This is a genomic window from Flavobacterium sp. WG21 (genome assembly GCF_000335775.1).
GTDB classification, from domain to species: Bacteria; Bacteroidota; Bacteroidia; order Flavobacteriales; family Flavobacteriaceae; genus Flavobacterium; species Flavobacterium tructae.
Genome location: NZ_AMYW01000001.1, coordinates 68,313 through 85,874, shown reverse-complemented (window position 1 = coordinate 85,874; position 17,562 = coordinate 68,313). Strand labels below are relative to the sequence as shown.

The following is a 17,562-nucleotide window of genomic DNA, read 5'->3' as shown; positions in this document are numbered from 1 at the left end:
ATCTAAAATCTAAAATAAAAATGGAACGAAAACATTACAAACAAGAAATAAACATGACTGAAGCGTTGATGTCCCGCATCAATGAGTTGATCAGTCATTATCCTGAGGACAGAAGAAAATCAGCTTTGTTACCTGTTTTACATGAAGTGCAAGACGCTCATGACAACTGGTTAAGCATTGAGTTACAGGATAAAGTTGCCGAAATTTTGCACATCAAACCAATTGAGGTTTACGAAGTGGTTACTTTTTATACCATGTACAACCAAAAACCAATTGGAAAATACATGTTCGAATTTTGCCAGACTTCTTGTTGTTGTTTAAATGGTGCTGAGAATTTAATGGATTATACTTCTGAGAAATTAGGCATCAAAATGGGAGAAACCACTCCGGACGGAATGTTTACCATTGCCGGTGTAGAATGTTTAGGCGCTTGCGGATACGCTCCGATGATGCAGTTGGGAGATTTCTACAAAGAAAAATTGACAGAAGAAAAAATCGATCAGTTAATTGCTGATTGCAGAGATGATAAAATAATATTACACGATAAATAAGATGTCACAGAAAATATTATTAGATAAAATCAACATTCCGGGTATCAAAACCTACGAAGTATACCGTCAAAATGGTGGATATGCCTCTGTAGAAAAAGCTTTGAAAACACTTACACCGGATGAAGTTACTGAAGAAGTAAAAAAATCAGGATTACGTGGTCGTGGTGGTGCAGGTTTCCCTGCCGGAATGAAATGGAGTTTTATTGATAAAAAATCAGGAAAACCAAGACATTTAGTCTGCAACGCCGACGAATCTGAACCGGGAACTTTCAAAGATCGTTATTTGATGGAATTTATTCCTCACCTATTGATCGAAGGAATGATTACCTCAAGTTATGCCTTAGGCGCTAACCTGTCTTATATCTACATTCGTGGAGAATATATGTGGGTTTTCAAAATATTAGAAAGAGCCATCGCCGAAGCTAAAGCTGCCGGTTGGTTAGGAAAAAATATATTAGGTACAGGTTACGATTTAGAGTTACACGTTCACTGTGGAGCCGGAGCTTATATTTGCGGAGAAGAAACTGCACTTATCGAATCTCTGGAAGGTAAAAGAGGAAATCCTCGTATTAAACCACCTTTCCCGGCGGTTTCAGGACTTTGGGCCAATCCAACAGTGGTAAACAACGTAGAAACTATCGCTACTGTGCCATGGATCGTAAACAATTCTGGTGACGATTATGCAAAAATCGGTATTGGACGTTCAACGGGAACTAAATTGATCTCAGCTTCAGGACATATTAAAAACCCGGGAGTTTATGAAATTGAATTGGGTTTAAGTGTTGACGAATTCATGAATTCTGATGAGTACTTAGGAGGAATGTCTTCCAGCAGACCTTTAAAAGCGTTTGTTCCGGGAGGATCTTCGGTGCCTATTTTACCTGCTGAATTAATTTTTAAAACAGCAAACGGTGAAGACCGTTTAATGACTTACGAATCTTTAAGTGATGGTGGTTTTGCTACCGGATCGATGTTAGGTTCCGGAGGATTTATTGTGTACAACGACACCGCTTGTGTGGTTCGTAATACCTGGAATTTCGCCCGTTTTTACCACCATGAATCTTGCGGACAATGTACGCCTTGTCGTGAAGGAACAGGATGGTTGGAGAAAATATTATGGAGAATCGAGAACGGCCAGGGCCGTGAAGAGGATATCGAATTATTGTGGAGCATCCAGAGTAAAATCGAAGGAAATACGATTTGTCCGCTTGGTGACGCAGCCTCATGGCCGGTAGCCGCAGCGATTCGCCACTTTAGAGATGAATTTGAATATCACGTTCGTTTTCCGGAGAAAATTAAAAATAGAGATCACTTTGTTGCTGAACCTTTCTCACAAGTGAAGCATTTAGTAGGCAAACAAACAGTTTAAAAATATAGTTTAAAGTTTTAAGTTTTTTTAGTTTCAAGTGAAAGCCTGAAACCTGAAGCCTGAAACTAAAAAAACAAAAGTAAGAGATGAAAGTAACCATAGACGGTCAAAGTATAGACGTAGAGCCAGGAACAACAATCCTGCAGGCTGCACGTATGATTGGTGGAGATTTAGTTCCGCCAGCCATGTGTTATTACTCAAAATTAAAAGGCAGCGGTGGAAAATGTCGTTGTTGTTTAGTTGAAGTTTCGAAAGGTAGTGAGGCTGACCCAAGACCAATGCCAAAATTAATGGCATCTTGCGTAACAGGATGTATGGACGGAATGGAAGTGAACAGTAAATCTTCTGATCGTGTAACAGAAGCCCGTAAATCGGTAACGGAATTTTTATTGATCAACCACCCGCTGGATTGCCCTATTTGTGATCAGGCAGGAGAATGTGATCTTCAGAACTTAAGTTTTGAGCACGGAAATCCAAAATCACGTTTTATTGAAGAAAAAAGAACGTTCGAACCGGAAGATATCGGTCCGAATATTCAACTGCATATGAACCGTTGTATCTTATGTCAAAGATGTGTACAAGTTGCGGATCAATTGACAGACAACAGAGTTCACGGGGTATTAGATCGTGGAGATCACGCTAATATTTCAACCGGAATTTCTAAAGCAATCGACAATGAATTCTCAGGAAACATGATCGACGTTTGTCCGGTTGGAGCTTTAACCGATAAGACTTTCCGTTTCAAATCAAGAGTATGGTTCAACAAACCTTTTAATGCTCACAGAGAATGTACGACTCCGGGATGTTGTGGTAAAACAACCGTATGGATGTTTGGAGGAGAAATTCAGCGTGTTACCGGTCGTAAAGACGAGTACCATGAAGTAGAAGAATTCATTTGCAACAGCTGTCGTTTTGACCATAAAAATGTAAGCGACTGGGTAATTGAAGGACCAAGAGAATTTGAAAAAGATTCTGTAATCAACCAAAACAACTACACTCAAAAATTAGAGAAAGTTGAAATCGATACAGAGAAAAATATCCTTTTAGGTAGAGATATTGATCGTAAAAAAATTAGTATGGCTGCAATTCCATTAACTACTAATGATAAAAAATCTTAAGAAATGGAAAGTGCATTTATTATAGAAAAAAGTGTCGTTATTGTTGTCGTTTTTGCGATTACTATGATCATGGCGATGTATTCTACCTGGGCTGAGCGTAAAGTTGCTGCTTTTTTACAGGACCGTGTAGGACCAAACCGTGCCGGATGGGGAGGATTATTACAACCTCTTGCTGATGGTATGAAATTATTCTCGAAAGAGGAGTTTTTCCCAAATACACCTAATAAATTTTTATTTATCGTAGGACCCGGAATCGCAATGAGTACGGCTTTAATGACCAGTGCTGTTATTCCGTGGGGGGACAAATTACATGTTTTTGGCCGTGATGTTTATTTACAGGCCACTGATATCAATATTGCGTTATTATATATTTTTGGTGTTCTTTCTGTTGGAGTTTATGGTATCATGATTGGTGGATGGGCTTCTAACAATAAATTCTCTTTGATGGGAGCTGTTCGTGCAGCTTCACAAATGGTTTCTTATGAAGTTGCCATGGGATTATCGATGATTGCTTTATTGATGATGACCGGAACTTTAAGCTTAAAAGAAATTTCCTTACAACAACAAGGAATGAACTGGAATGTTTTTTACCAGCCGTTATCTTTTCTAATCTTCTTAATTTGTTCTTTCGCTGAAACCAACAGAACTCCTTTTGACTTAGCAGAATGTGAAAACGAATTAATTGGAGGTTACCATACGGAATACTCTTCCATGAAAATGGGATTCTATTTGTTTGCTGAATATGCAAGTATGTTCATCTCAGCTACTATTATCTCGGTATTATTCTTTGGTGGATACAATTATCCCGGAATGCAATGGATGGTTGATAATGTAGGGGTAAACGCAGGAAATATTTTAGGTATCGTAGTCTTGTTTGTTAAAATATGTTTCTTCATCTTTTTCTATATGTGGGTACGTTGGACGATTCCAAGATTCAGATACGACCAATTAATGAATTTAGGCTGGAGAATTTTAATTCCGCTTTCCATTATTAACATTATGATTACGGGTGCTGTAATATTAAGACACGATATCGCAGCAGCTTTAGGATTCTAAGAACCGTAATGCCCTAGCCCTGATAGTAGCGGCATCCTTTTGTGGTGGGGTTCACCACAAAAGATAAAGCGGATAGCAGGATTAGCTTGAAAAGAAAAATAAAACAGATTTGATTTGTATCATACAAATAGTGAATCGTAAATCATACATTAAAAAATGTCAATAGAAACTATATCATTATCGGGTAGAAAAAAGGTGGTCTCTAACAAGGAGATGACTTTTATGGAACGATTGTATCTTGTGGCGATTGTAAAAGGATTGTTTATCACACTTAAACACTTATTCAGAAAAAAAGTGACGATTCACTACCCTGAACAAGTACGTGAAATGAGTCCGGTTTATCGTGGTCAGCACCAATTGAAACGTGATGAACAAGGTCGTGAAAACTGTACTGCCTGCGGATTATGTGCTTTATCATGCCCTGCAGAAGCGATCACAATGAAAGCCGCCGAGCGTAAGGCAGATGAGAAACATTTGTACAGAGAAGAAAAATATGCTTCAATCTACGAAATCAATATGTTACGTTGCATTTTCTGTGGTTTATGTGAAGAAGCCTGCCCGAAAGACGCCATCTACCTGACGACTTCAAAAGTTTTGGTACCTTCAAGCTATGAAAGAGAAGATTTCATTTTTGGAAAAGACAGATTAGTGATGCCTCTTGATGTGGCTATCAAAAATGCTCAACTTAATAATGCTAACTAAATGATACATATTCCCGATTTTGCACACGCAACAACTGTACAAATTATATTTTGTTTCTTAGCGTTTATTACGGTGATTACCGCTTTCCTGACTATTTTTAGCAGAAACCCAATTCACAGTGCTATTTATTTAGTGATTTGTTTTTTCTCTATTGCCGGTCATTATTTACTATTAAACTCTCAGTTTTTGGCTATCGTACACATCATAGTCTACTCGGGAGCAATTATGATTTTATTCCTGTTTACGATCATGTTGATGAACCTGAACGAACAAAAAGAAGTGCACCGCCCTAGAATTACTCGTTTAGGTGCCATTGTCTCTTTTTGTTTGATTTGCATCGTATTAATCGCAATTTTCATCAACTCTAAACCAATTGTTGGCGAATACGACTCAACGGGTGAAGATTTCCAATCAATCAAAGTATTGGGTAAAATTTTGCTGAACGAATATATGGTTCCGTTTGAATTTGCTTCAATCCTGCTTTTAGTAGCCATGATTGGAACTGTATTATTGTCTAAAAAAGAAAAATTAAATAAATAATGGGTAATATATTAAATCAAATAGGTATTGAAAACTACATCTTTTTGAGTGTTGTACTTTTCTGTATTGGTATTTTTGGTGTATTGTACAGACGAAACGCTATTATCGTTTTCATGTCTATCGAAATCATGTTGAATGCTGTTAACCTTTTATTTGTTGCTTTTTCAACTTACCATCAGGATGCGCAGGGACAAGTCTTCGTGTTCTTTTCGATGGCAGTTGCTGCAGCAGAAGTTGCAGTTGGATTGGCTATTTTAGTTTCGATCTTTAGAAATTTAGGTTCGATTAGTATCGATAATTTAAAAAATTTAAAAGGATAAATAAAAATGGATACCAATTTAGCTTTACTTTTAGTTTTATCTCCTTTTTTAGGATTTTTAATCAATGTTTTCTTTGGCAAGAGCTTAGGAAAAACCGTTTCAGGAATCATCGGAACTGCTGCTGTAGTGGTTTCTTTTGCTGTTACTCTTTTCTTTTTCAATCAGGTGAGCCAAACCAAACAAGCGCTTCAGGTTACTTTATTTGACTGGATTCAAATTAGTAATTTAAAGATCAATCTTGGATTTTTATTAGATCAGTTGTCTTTACTTTGGTTGCTTTTCGTAACCGGTATCGGATCATTGATTCATTTATACTCTATCAGCTATATGCACGACGATGAGAATATGCACAAGTTTTTTGCTTATTTGAATCTGTTCGTTTTCTTCATGATTACTCTTGTAATGGGAAGTAACTTATTAGTTTTATTTATCGGCTGGGAAGGTGTTGGACTTTGTTCGTACTTATTAATTGGATTCTGGCATAAAAACCAGGATTACAATGATGCTGCGAAAAAAGCTTTCATCATGAACAGAATTGGAGATTTAGGTTTATTAATCGGAATGTTCATACTAGGTTCAATGTTCTCAACTTTAGATTATGCTACTTTAAAAACCGCAATCGCAGGAGCATCGAACTTAAATATCCCATTGCTTTCATTAGCTGCTTTATGTTTGTTTATTGGAGCTTGTGGTAAATCAGCACAAATTCCATTATACACCTGGTTGCCTGATGCGATGGCAGGACCAACTCCGGTATCTGCATTAATTCACGCTGCGACAATGGTTACAGCAGGTATCTTTATGATTACCCGTTTGAATTTTGTATTTGATTTAGCTCCGGACGTTCAGTCTGTTATCGCTATTATTGGAGCTGTAACTTCATTAGTTGCTGCAACAATCGGTTTGGTTCAGACCGATATCAAAAAAGTATTGGCCTACTCTACCGTTTCTCAATTAGGTTTAATGTTTTTGGCCTTAGGATTTGGTGCTTATGAAGTAGCCGTTTTTCACGTAATTACTCATGCTTTCTTCAAAGCTTGTTTATTCTTAGGTTCAGGATCTGTAATTCATGGTTTACATGGAGAACAGGATATGCGTAAAATGGGTGGTTTGCGTAAAGCGATGCCTATCACTTTCTGGACAATGTTAATTTCATCATTAGCCATTTCAGGTGTTCCGTTTTTCTCCGGTTTCTTCTCTAAAGACGAAATTTTATTAACGGCGTTCCATCACAATATTCCTCTTTATGTAGTAGGATCTATTGCTTCTATCATGACGGCATTTTATATGTTCAGATTGATGTTCCTTACTTTCTTTAAAGATTTCAGAGGAACCGAAGAGCAAAAACACCACTTACACGAAAGTGACGGATTGATTACTTTTCCATTAGTGATTTTAGCTATTCTGGCTACTTTTGGAGGATTGATCAGTTTACCTGGAAACAGCTGGTTAAATGGTTACCTAGCCCCTCTTTTCACTAAAGTAGCAGGCGAAGAGCACCATTTAGGTACCACAGAATACACTTTAATGGGTGTTGCTGTTTTGGGTGGATTATTAGGTATTTTAATTGCTTATGTGAAATACTTCAAGCAGGATAATGTTCCGGAAGCGGATGAAAACATCACCGGCTTGACAAAAGTATTGTACAACAAATATTATGTAGACGAAGCTTACGATGCTATTTTCGTTCGCTCTATCAACGGATTATCAAGATTTTTCAGAGACTATATCGAAACTGGTCTGTCTGCCCTTGTTTTTGGATTAGGAAAAGTAGCCAACGAATTGGCTTTTCAAGGTAAAAAATTACAAAACGGAAGTATCGGATTATATCTTTTTGCATTTGTTTTAGGGCTTTGTGCCATTGTTTCCTATATATTTTTAGCTAAATAATTTTACAACTATGAACGTTTCTCTTATATTAATTATTCTTCTAATTGGTGCATTTGCCACTTATTTTGTTGGTGACAAACTAGCATCAAAAGTAGCTTTGTTCTTTAGTTTGGCGGCTTTAGGTTGTTCAATTGTTTTATTAAATCATTTTTCAGCTGGTGAGAATATCAGCCTGATCAATACCTGGATTACTCAGCCTAAAATTTCATTTGCTCTTAACGCAGATGGTTTAGGTATGGCGATGCTTTTGCTGACAGTAGCTTTAACGCCAATTATTATATTCTCTTCTTTTGGTAACGAATACAAAAATGCCAAAGGTTTTTATGCTCTAATTTTATTTATGGCTTTTGCTATGACAGGAACGTTCCTGGCAGCAGACGGTCTTTTATACTATATTTTCTGGGAGTTGGCGCTTATTCCAATTTACTTTATTGCCCTTATCTGGGGTAATGGTGATGCCGAAGAACGCAGAAAAGCAGTAGTTAAATTCTTTATCTACACACTGGCAGGTTCCTTATTCATGTTAGTTGCTTTTATCTACTTGTATCAAAAAGCCGGAAGCTTCTTAATTGAAGATTTGTACAAATTAAATTTATCAGCTTGCGAGCAATTATGGATATTCTTAGCCTTCTTTTTAGCGTATGCTATTAAAATTCCAATCATTCCTTTCCATACCTGGCAGGCAAATGTGTACCAAAAAGCACCAACGGTTGGAACAATGCTTTTATCCGGTATTATGTTAAAAATGGGATTGTACAGTGTTATTCGTTGGCAATTACCCCTTGCACCATTGGCTGCAAAAGAATACATGAACATCTTTATCGCTCTTGGAATTGCTGGTGTGATCTACGGATCAATTGTAGCTTTAAGACAAAAAGATTTGAAGAAATTATTGGCTTATTCGTCTTTGGCGCACGTTGGTTTAATTGCTGCGGGAACTTACACCCTAACTATTGATGGTTTACGCGGAGCTGTATTGCAAATGATTGCTCACGGTTTTGTGGTAGTAGGTTTATTTTATGCTGCCGAAATTATCTTTAGAAGATATGAAACCAGAGAAATTTCACAATTAGGCGGTATCCGTACACAATCTCCAAAATTCACTTCAATGTTTTTAATTTTGGTATTGGCTTCTGTTGCTTTACCAAGTACTTTTAACTTTGTTGGAGAATTTACTGTTTTGTACAGTCTTTCTCAAATTAATATCTGGTTTGCTGTTTTAGGCGGAACTACTATTATTTTAGGAGCTTATTATATGCTTAAAATGTTTCAAAATGTAATGTTGGGAGAAACCAATTCGAAAACTTTTGCAGATGTTTCTGTTAATGAAGGAATTTCATTAGTAGCGATTATTGCAGTGTTGATTTTCTTCGGATTCTATCCAAAACCAATTACAGATTTGATTACACCAAGTTTAGAAACGATTCTGAACGTTATCAATAAAAATTAAAAAATATTTTAAATAAAAATAAATTAGGGCGTCATTAGTTTTAGATTTCCTAAATCAAAAAAACAAAAATGAATACATTAATAGCTATAACAGGATTGGGTATTTTTTGCCTATTGTTTGAAATTCTTAATTTAAGAAAGGCCATTGTTCCTATTACCATCATTGGTTTACTAGGTGTTTTGGCGCTTAACTTTTACGAATTCGGATCAACAGCAAGTTACTATAACAATATGATTACAGTGAGTAAGTTCTCTGTCACATTTTCATCGTTGTTTATTGTGTTGACCATTTTCCTAGTAGCATTAAGTCATAATTTTTACGAAAATCATCCAACCAAAATCTCGGATTTTGTTGCGATCAAAGTATTTTTATTAGCCGGTGGAGTCGCTATGGTTTCTTTCGGAAACTTAGCAATGTTCTTCTTAGGAATTGAAATTCTGTCTATTGCCCTTTACGTTTTGGCTGCGAGCGATCGTTTGAATCTAAAAAGTAATGAGGCGGGTATGAAATATTTCTTAATGGGATCTTTTGCATCAGGAATCATTTTGTTCGGAATTTGTTTGATCTACGGAGCAATGGGAACTTTTGATGTAGCTGAAATACATGAAGTCTCTTTATCTGCCGAATTGCCAATCTGGTTTCCAATCGGAATGATTTTGATGATTATTGGTATGTTGTTCAAAGTAGCAGCGGTTCCTTTTCATTTCTGGGCTCCGGATGTTTACGAAGGTTCTCCTGCGTTGACTACTGCTTTAATGAGTACTTTGGCAAAAGTTGTAGCAATCGCTACGCTTTATAAATTGGTTTCTGCATTGAATTTCATTCCATCACTAGACAATCAGGATCTTTTAGGAACTTTCGAAACTATTGTTGTAATCGTTTCAATCGCTTCCATGACTGTTGGAAATATAATGGCATTGCGTCAGGTAAATGTAAAACGTATGCTGGCGTTCTCAGGAATCTCGCATGCCGGTTTTATGTTAATGACTTTACTAACGATAGCAACCTCAGCAGGTGTTTTATTGTACTACACAGCTGCTTATGCATTGGCCGGAATCGCTGCATTTAGCGTTGTTTTATATGTGTGCAAAAATCAGGATAACGAAGATATTACCAATTTCCATGGTTTAGGAAAAACAAATCCTCTATTGGCAGCAATCCTTACAGGTTCGTTGTTGTCTATGGCCGGTATTCCTATTTTCTCGGGTTTCTTTGCTAAGTTATTCTTATTCAACCAAACGATTCAGGCAGGATACATTGCTTTAGTAATTGTAGCGGTTATCAACTCCATTATTAGTGTTGGATACTATTTCAAACTAATCTTAGCGATGTACTCTAAAGAACCGAATCAGGAGCGTACCGGAAAACCTTTCCTTATTTATGCGGTTGCAGTAATTTCAATTGTTTTAAACATTGCTTTAGGTTTATTCCCTTCTTTAGTTTTAGATCTTTTAAAATAAAAATTTCAACATCAAAATACGAGCCGTCAATTTTCATTGACGGCTTTTTTATTTACAGGAATAAAGCTTCAGAACAATCGCCCCGAACTGTTAAAAATTCCATAGTATTAAAGGCACATCAAAAAATATCGATTATATTTGATGAGTTTTTAAAACCAATTATATTATGAACTTTAATTCAAAAAATCCATTTTTAAGCAACAAGCGTTTTTCCTCTAATGCTGTTTCAAAAGCTGAAGAAGTACATCAGGCACAAATTATCGACTACAATCAGGAGATGACTTTGTCCGGTACGATCAACAAAACGGCCATCTTGTTTTTAATTTTATGCGGATCGGCTATGGTAACTTGGTGGATGGCATTTAATGGTATGAATGTGATGCTGCCTGCTATTGGTGGTGCCATCATTGGACTAATTTTAGTTGTAATTTCAGCCTTCAAACCTCAGGCTTCTCCTTATTTAGCTCCTGGTTATGCTTTATTTGAAGGACTATTCATTGGAGGAATTTCAGCCATCTTTGAAGCCAAATATCCCGGAATTGTAATTAACGCCGTTGGAGCAACTCTGGTTACTTTTTTAGTATGCCTTGGTTTATATAAATTCAGAATTGTAAAAGTAACAGAGCAATTTAAGTCAGTAGTTGTTGCGGCAACACTAGCAATTGCTACCTATTATTTAATTTCATGGTTAGTTTCTTTATTCACAAGCTGGACTCCTGTTCATTACGGAAACTCAATGATGAGTATCGGAATTAGTGTTTTTGTGATTATTATTGCTGCGTTAAACTTATTCTTAGACTTTGATCAAATCGAAAAAGGAGTACAACAAAGAATGCCAAAATTTATGGAATGGTATGGTGCAATGGGACTAATTATCACACTAGTTTGGTTGTACATTGAATTCTTACGACTATTATCAAAATTATCAAGCAAAGATTAATTCTTTCCTTTTCTCATAACCAAAGCCTTTTGAAATATTCAAAAGGCTTTTTTTATGCTCTTACCTCTTCAGGATAATACCAACTCCAAGTTAAACTATACTACTGTTTTTAAGCTTTCAGCCTGCTTTAAAACTTCATCTAATCAATACTGCGGAAGTTGACAGACACCCTTTCTCTACTACTTCCTTTTTTCATCTCAAAAACGATTAATATGGATTGTATATTCAATATAGTCCAATTGTATTGTGCTATTTTCATATTACATTGGAATAAAATAGAAGTAAAATCGATACCATTTTCAAACTCTAAAGGTATCAACAGATATAGAAAAGACGCCTTTTTTATCGCTATAACATAAATTACTCAAAATGTTATAAATCTATATTTTGGTTTTATTGCATTCGGTTTCTTCTCTCCATTATACTCTTAAATGCAATAAAAATGCTACTTCACAAAACCTATCGTGTTTATGTAATAAATTACAATTAATGCAATTTATTACATTATCAATATTCAAAAGTATAATTTTTTATCATTTTTACTTTTTTATAACAAATATTTTACACATATCGAAAAATAACATATTTTTGTGTAATCGATTACAAATTTGTTTATTGAATCAATACCCAAAAAATCACAAGAAACTTTATTAACCAAAAAACCACAATTATGAAAAAAAACCTACTTATTCTGCTGCTTTTACTGCTTACAGTTCCCTTATGGGCACAACAAGTTCAAATTACCGAATCCTCGGGTTGGCTTGAATCGGCATTTGTTAAATGGCAACCTGTAAGCAATGCACAAACCTACAATGTGTATTACTCCGGTAATGGAGTCACCGATAAAAAAATTGACGACCAATTGATCAGAAGTTACGGGAGTTATTTTCGTGCAGACATTCCAGGTCTAAAAGCGGGATCTTATACCGTTAAGATCAAACCAGTCATTTCGGGTGCCGAAGGTACTGGTTCAACAACAGGTTCGTTAACCGTTACTGCCCAAGATCGTAATGGATTTGCTTTTGAGGGCGGACGCGTTCCGGGAGGATACAAAGCTGACGGAACTCCGAAAGACAATGCGGTTATTTTATACATCACGCAAAATACCAAAAACACTATTTCGATGAATATCACCGGAGCCAGTGCAAACCCTTGCGTTGGTTTACAAAACATATTGTATGCCATCAAAAAAGGAAAAGATACACGTCCGTTTATCATTCGTTTAATTGGAAATATTACCGACATGTCCGTGATGGAAGGCGGAGATGTTGTTATTGAAAATGCCAACAATGCAGCCAGTTATCTTACGATCGAAGGAATAGGAAATGATGCTGTTGCCAATGGCTGGGGCGTCCGTTTGAAATCGGCGTCGAACATAGAGGTAAGCAATCTTGGTTTTATGAACTGCAACAGTACCGCGGGTGACAATGTTGGCATGCAGCAAGACAATGACCACGTTTGGGTGCACAACTGTGATTTGTTCTACGGAAATGCGGGAAGCGATGCTGATCAAATTAAAGGAGACGGAGCTTTAGACAATAAAACATCAACTTACATTACCCTGTCTTACAATCACTTTTGGGACAACGGAAAAGCAAGTCTTTTGGGTCTAAGCGAAGGCACTACAAGCGGTTTGTACATCACCTATCACCACAACTGGTTCGATCACTCTGATTCGCGTCATCCTCGTGTGCGCTATTATTCCGCACATATTTACAACAATTATTTTGATGGTGTTGCCAAATACGGTTCGGGTTCTACATTAGGATCTTCGTTATTCGTGGAGGGAAACTATTTCCGAAACAGTAAACACCCCATGTTAACTTCTTTGCAGGGAACTGATATCTGGGACGAAACCAATCAGGTAAACAATGCCGGAACTATGGGAACCTTTTCAGGTGAAGCTGGAGGATCAATTAAAGCTTTCAACAATACTTTTGACGCTTCAAACGGAACTAATAACATGCGTTTTGTAGCCTACAATGATCCTAATCCGTTATACAATATTTCAGGAAAAATTAGCTCCACAACCGACTTCGATGCTTATGTTGCCACAACAAGGGGAGAAACAGTAAGCAGCGCTGTTAAATCTAAATCCGGAGCCAATACTTATAATAATTTTGATACCGATGCTACGCTTTACGTAAAAAATTTAACCATCGAACAACCGGCGACTGCTAAAACAAAAGTAACTCAATACGCCGGACGTGTTTCAGGAGGTGATTTAAAATGGACATTTGACAATAGTATCGATGATACTTCTTCAATAGTAATCACGGCACTTAAGTCGGCACTTACCAATTACACAGGGGCTTTGGTTGCCGTGCAAGGGGAAGGCAATCCGCCTACAAGTTCTCAAACCCTAACTTCAACTTCCAATAACAATCAAACTGTAACCAGCGATACTGCTATTGGGACAATTGTTTTTACTTGGGGAGGCGACGCAACAGATGCAACGGTTACCGGTTTGCCGGCATCAGGAATTAGTTTTGTAAAAAATGCAAGCGCCAAAACAATCACCATTACCGGAACTCCAACGGCTAATGTTTCCTACTCTATCGCAACTACCGGAACAGGAACTCCGGCAACGGGTTCAGGAACCATTACGGTAACCACAGCCGGCACGCAAACCCTGACATCCACAAACAATAACAGTCAAACGGTTTCCAGTGGAAACGCAATTGCAACGATTGTTTTCACTTGGGGAGGAAATGCTACAGATGCTACAGTTACAGGATTGCCTGCATCAGGAATTAGTTTTGTAAAAAATACCAGTGCCAAAACGATCACGATTACAGGAACTCCAACTTCTAACGTGTCGTATTCGATAGCTACGACCGGAACCGGAACTCCGGCAACGGGTTCAGGAACTATTACCGTTACTACCGGAACACCTGCCGGAGATGAGATTCATAACTTTACAACATCCGGAAAAACAAGTTCCTTTTACACCATTACCGGAAATATGAATTCAACTAACGGATCCGTAACCTATGCGGGATTAACTCTTACAGCACGTCTTAAAATAGAATCAAGTACTACCATTACCTATACTACTACGAGTCCTTCTACTTTGACCCTAGTTTTTGATGCTAACTTTACTGGAACCGTTAAAGTAAATAATGTCTCGTACACTGCATCGGCCGGTATTGTAACCGCATCTATCCCTGCGGGTTCCAATACCATTACAAAAGGTTCTGTTGCCAATCTGTTTTACATCAGTACAGAATACAATAGTGGAAGTACATTACGAGTAGCTCAAACAGCTGAAATCGCTGCAGAATCAAAAACTTCAAAAGTGATTTTATATCCAAATCCGGTTGCTGATGTTTTATACTTCTCCGAATCAGTACAAAGTATAGAAAAAGTTCAGGTGTACAATATGTCGGGAACTTTAGTAAAAAGTGTGGGCAAAAATGTGGAAAGCATTGATGTAAGTAATTTGATTTCGGGTACCTATTTAGTAAAAGTTTATACTAATGAAGGCTCGTTCAATCAAACTGTTCTAAAAAAATAAAGCGCTCAATAGTTTAAAATTCAAAAAGGCTTCCAAATTTGGAAGCCTTTTATATTTTCAAAATCTTAATAATATACTTTTAATTTACCAACTGGCCTGCGGAAGAGTCTCTACAATTGTATCCGGATTATCTCTTGCAAATAACATTTGTCGTTTCAATTTAAATTCTCCTATTTGATGTTCACTTGGCAAACTATCATGCAATGTATTCGTAACCTCATGATCATATTTGCCTGAAATAAGATCATATTCACTCGTAAGCCACGAACCTGCACCTGAATGAAAAGTACCAATACTAATAAGAACTAACTTATCATCTATATACTTATATACAGCTTCTCTATTACCAGCTGGTCCCATTCCCTCAAGCAAAATATGCAATTTCTTTTCAGAATCTATGGAAATATCACCAAGTCTAAAATAATCTGGATATTCCGGACCTACTGCTTCCCATGAAAGGTCTTGTAATTTATATCCTCCGCTTTCTTGCTGCAAAAGCACCAAAGTTGGACGTGAGTCTGCGCTATCATAAGTATTCTGCAAAACAATTACAACATCTTTAAGGTTGTCATCATTTAAAAATCCTTCCGCTTGCATTTTTATTTCGCAAGGTTCTAAAACAAAATCCTGGATACTTTTTCCAGTTTTTGGAAACTGAAGTTCTTTTAAAGTTACTATAGATTCATCACTTTCATACCCGTCCTCTTCTCCTTCAAAAGTGTTTTGATTCAACGTATCTTTAATCACTACTGCCGTTTTTTCATCTGATTTTTTACTACAACTTATCATAAAAGCTGTCAAAAACAATAAAAGTATTTTTCGATTCATTTAATACCAATTTTCAATCAAAAATAAACAAAGCTCTATAAATTGGTCCTAAAAAAAACCGCTTATTTCGAACAAATGAAATAAGCGGTTTCTAATTGAATTTATTAAATATTACAAATCAAATTTAATTCCTTGTGCCAAAGGCAGACTCGTTGTATAATTGATTGTATTGGTCTGACGACGCATGTAAATTTTCCAGGCATCGGATCCTGACTCACGACCGCCTCCGGTTTCTTTTTCTCCACCAAAAGCACCTCCAATTTCAGCACCAGAAGTTCCAATATTTACGTTGGCAATTCCGCAATCAGAACCCACTACTGATAAAAATCTTTCTGCTTCACGCAAATTATTTGTCATAATTGCTGATGATAATCCCTGAGCAACTCCATTTTGAAAATCGATCGCGTTATCCACTTCTCCTGAATATTTAATCAAATATAACACCGGAGCAAATGTTTCGTGCTGTACAATTTCAAATGAGTTTTGAGCCTCCGCAATTGCAGGTTTTACATAACAGCCGCTTTCGTAACCTTCACCTGAAAGCACTCCGCCTTCCACGAGGATTTTTCCTCCTTCGGCAACTACTTTATTTAAAGCTTTAGCATACTGCTCCACAGCATGTGTATCAATAAGTGGCCCCACATGATTGTTCTCGTCTAATGGGTTACCAATTCTTAGTTGTTTATAAGCAGCAACCAAAGCATCTTTTACTTTATCATAAATACTTTCGTGAATAATTAGTCGGCGTGTTGAAGTACAACGTTGTCCGGCTGTACCCACAGCTCCGAAAACAGCACCAATAACCGTCATTTTAATATCGGCATCCGGAGTTACAATAATAGCATTGTTTCCTCCTAACTCTAACAATGATTTCCCTAAACGTCCGGCAACAGCCTGCGCTACAATTTTCCCCATACGGGTTGAGCCTGTAGCTGAAACTAATGGGATTCTGGTATCGGCTGTCATTAATTCTCCTATTTTATAATCACCGTTGATCAAACAAGAGATCCCTTCCGGTAAATTATTCTCTTTGATCACCTGAGCGATAATGTTCTGACAGGCAATCCCGCAAAGAGGTGTTTTTTCAGACGGTTTCCAAACACAAACATCTCCGGAAATCCATGCCAAAGCTGTGTTCCAGGACCAAACCGCTACCGGAAAGTTAAACGCCGAAATGATTCCCACAACTCCTAAAGAATGGTATTGCTCGTACATACGATGTCCCGGTCTTTCTGAATGCATCGTTAATCCGTGAAGCTGACGCGATAAACCCACTGCAAAATCACAAATGTCAATCATTTCCTGTACTTCACCGTAACCTTCTTGCAATGATTTACCCATTTCGTAGGAAACCAACTTACCAAGCGCTTCTTTATTGTCACGAAGCTTTTGTCCAAACTGACGCACAATTTCTCCACGTTGTGGTGCAGGAATTAAACGAAAACTTTTAAAAGCTTCTGTAGCTGCCTGCATAACTTTTTCATAATCCTCAGGCGTCGACATTTTTACTGATGCTATTAATTTTCCATCAACCGGTGAAAAGCTGTTTAAAATTTCTCCTGAAGAAAAATTCTCCAGCCCCGTTGATGTTCCTTCGTTTATTGATTTGATGCCCAATTTTTCCAGAGCCTCATTCATTCCAAACTGTGATGCTATTGTTGTCATTGTAACTTTTTTTGTTAAAATTGTTATATTTTTATGTAAAGATATTATTTCGGACCGAAAATAGACCAAACTAATTTGTTAAAATCAAGTAAATTTAGCTTTAATTAAAATGAATTACAGCTTTCCATCATGATTTATTCGTCTTAATTGATGAAA

14 protein-coding genes are annotated in these 17,562 nt (G+C 37.0%); 12 read left to right on the top strand and 2 right to left on the bottom strand.

Translation table 11 applies throughout. The annotated features are described in order from the left end of the window. The first annotated feature begins 20 nt into the window (after positions 1-20). The 12 genes from C245_RS0100385 (at position 21) to C245_RS0100330 (ending at position 14,913) form a co-directional block, all read left to right on the top strand. Positions 21-551, top strand: coding sequence for an NAD(P)H-dependent oxidoreductase subunit E (locus C245_RS0100385; RefSeq protein ID WP_026109776.1), 531 nt, complete (start codon positions 21-23; stop codon positions 549-551). A gap of 1 nt (position 552) precedes the next feature. After that, the gene (nuoF, locus tag C245_RS0100380) at positions 553-1,920 is read left to right on the top strand and encodes an NADH-quinone oxidoreductase subunit NuoF (RefSeq protein ID WP_017494604.1); all 1,368 of its coding nucleotides are present in this window, start codon (positions 553-555) and stop codon (positions 1,918-1,920) included. A gap of 86 nt (positions 1,921-2,006) precedes the next feature. Beyond that, the gene (locus C245_RS0100375) at positions 2,007-3,038 is read left to right on the top strand and encodes a 2Fe-2S iron-sulfur cluster-binding protein (RefSeq protein ID WP_017494603.1); all 1,032 of its coding nucleotides are present in this window, start codon (positions 2,007-2,009) and stop codon (positions 3,036-3,038) included. Between the two features lie 3 nt (positions 3,039-3,041). Next, positions 3,042-4,094 carry an NADH-quinone oxidoreductase subunit NuoH gene (gene nuoH, locus C245_RS0100370; RefSeq protein WP_017494602.1) on the top strand — a complete coding sequence of 351 codons (1,053 nt, stop codon included), beginning with the start codon at positions 3,042-3,044 and terminating at the stop codon, positions 4,092-4,094. A 156-nt stretch (positions 4,095-4,250) separates the two neighbouring features. Beyond that, positions 4,251-4,796 carry an NADH-quinone oxidoreductase subunit I gene (locus C245_RS0100365; protein WP_026109775.1) on the top strand — a complete coding sequence of 182 codons (546 nt, stop codon included), beginning with the start codon at positions 4,251-4,253 and terminating at the stop codon, positions 4,794-4,796. Continuing rightward, on the top strand, positions 4,797-5,336 hold the full coding sequence (locus C245_RS0100360; protein WP_017494600.1) for an NADH-quinone oxidoreductase subunit J: 540 nt from the start codon (positions 4,797-4,799) through the stop codon (positions 5,334-5,336). Beyond that, on the top strand, positions 5,336-5,656 hold the full coding sequence (gene nuoK, locus C245_RS0100355) for an NADH-quinone oxidoreductase subunit NuoK (RefSeq protein ID WP_017494599.1): 321 nt from the start codon (positions 5,336-5,338) through the stop codon (positions 5,654-5,656). The genes C245_RS0100360 and nuoK overlap by 1 nt, the downstream gene beginning before the upstream one ends. Positions 5,657-5,662: 6 nt before the next feature. Further along, positions 5,663-7,546, top strand: a complete 1,884-nt coding sequence (gene nuoL / locus C245_RS0100350; RefSeq protein WP_017494598.1) for an NADH-quinone oxidoreductase subunit L — start codon at positions 5,663-5,665, stop codon at positions 7,544-7,546. 10 nt (positions 7,547-7,556) lie between these two features. Further along, entirely contained in the window at positions 7,557-8,996 is a 1,440-nt protein-coding gene (locus C245_RS0100345; protein ID WP_017494597.1) for a NuoM family protein, read from the top strand. 68 nt (positions 8,997-9,064) lie between these two features. Then, a complete protein-coding gene (locus C245_RS0100340) occupies positions 9,065-10,456 on the top strand; it encodes an NADH-quinone oxidoreductase subunit N (RefSeq protein ID WP_017494596.1) in 1,392 nt (463 codons plus the stop codon). Positions 10,457-10,622: 166 nt separating this feature from the next. After that, positions 10,623-11,396, top strand: a complete 774-nt coding sequence (locus tag C245_RS0100335) for a Bax inhibitor-1/YccA family protein (protein ID WP_017494595.1) — start codon at positions 10,623-10,625, stop codon at positions 11,394-11,396. A 670-nt stretch (positions 11,397-12,066) separates the two neighbouring features. Continuing rightward, positions 12,067-14,913, top strand: coding sequence for a T9SS type A sorting domain-containing protein (locus C245_RS0100330; RefSeq protein ID WP_017494594.1), 2,847 nt, complete (start codon positions 12,067-12,069; stop codon positions 14,911-14,913). An 84-nt stretch (positions 14,914-14,997) separates the two neighbouring features. On the opposite strand, the gene C245_RS0100325 is transcribed toward C245_RS0100330, so the two are convergent. Beyond that, positions 14,998-15,741, bottom strand: a complete 744-nt coding sequence (locus C245_RS0100325; protein ID WP_017494593.1) for a hypothetical protein — start codon at positions 15,739-15,741, stop codon at positions 14,998-15,000. A gap of 111 nt (positions 15,742-15,852) precedes the next feature. Next, positions 15,853-17,406, bottom strand: a complete 1,554-nt coding sequence (locus C245_RS0100320; protein WP_017494592.1) for an aldehyde dehydrogenase family protein — start codon at positions 17,404-17,406, stop codon at positions 15,853-15,855. Between the last annotated feature and the right edge of the window lie 156 nt (positions 17,407-17,562).

What these genes read in the sequence shown, in the direction of transcription:
- C245_RS0100345 (WP_017494597.1), top strand. Translation starts at nt 7,557, where the DNA reads ATGAACGTTTCTCTTATATTAATTATTCTTCTAATTGGTGCATTTGCC.
- nuoF (WP_017494604.1), top strand. Translation starts at nt 553, where the DNA reads ATGTCACAGAAAATATTATTAGATAAAATCAACATTCCGGGTATCAAA.
- C245_RS0100330 (WP_017494594.1), top strand. Translation starts at nt 12,067, where the DNA reads ATGAAAAAAAACCTACTTATTCTGCTGCTTTTACTGCTTACAGTTCCC.
- C245_RS0100340 (WP_017494596.1), top strand. Translation starts at nt 9,065, where the DNA reads ATGAATACATTAATAGCTATAACAGGATTGGGTATTTTTTGCCTATTG.
- C245_RS0100335 (WP_017494595.1), top strand. Translation starts at nt 10,623, where the DNA reads ATGAACTTTAATTCAAAAAATCCATTTTTAAGCAACAAGCGTTTTTCC.
- nuoK (WP_017494599.1), top strand. Translation starts at nt 5,336, where the DNA reads ATGGGTAATATATTAAATCAAATAGGTATTGAAAACTACATCTTTTTG.
- C245_RS0100385 (WP_026109776.1), top strand. Translation starts at nt 21, where the DNA reads ATGGAACGAAAACATTACAAACAAGAAATAAACATGACTGAAGCGTTG.
- C245_RS0100360 (WP_017494600.1), top strand. Translation starts at nt 4,797, where the DNA reads ATGATACATATTCCCGATTTTGCACACGCAACAACTGTACAAATTATA.
- nuoH (WP_017494602.1), top strand. Translation starts at nt 3,042, where the DNA reads ATGGAAAGTGCATTTATTATAGAAAAAAGTGTCGTTATTGTTGTCGTT.
- C245_RS0100365 (WP_026109775.1), top strand. Translation starts at nt 4,251, where the DNA reads ATGTCAATAGAAACTATATCATTATCGGGTAGAAAAAAGGTGGTCTCT.
- nuoL (WP_017494598.1), top strand. Translation starts at nt 5,663, where the DNA reads ATGGATACCAATTTAGCTTTACTTTTAGTTTTATCTCCTTTTTTAGGA.
- C245_RS0100320 (WP_017494592.1), bottom strand. Translation starts at nt 17,406, where the DNA reads ATGACAACAATAGCATCACAGTTTGGAATGAATGAGGCTCTGGAAAAA.
- C245_RS0100375 (WP_017494603.1), top strand. Translation starts at nt 2,007, where the DNA reads ATGAAAGTAACCATAGACGGTCAAAGTATAGACGTAGAGCCAGGAACA.
- C245_RS0100325 (WP_017494593.1), bottom strand. Translation starts at nt 15,741, where the DNA reads ATGAATCGAAAAATACTTTTATTGTTTTTGACAGCTTTTATGATAAGT.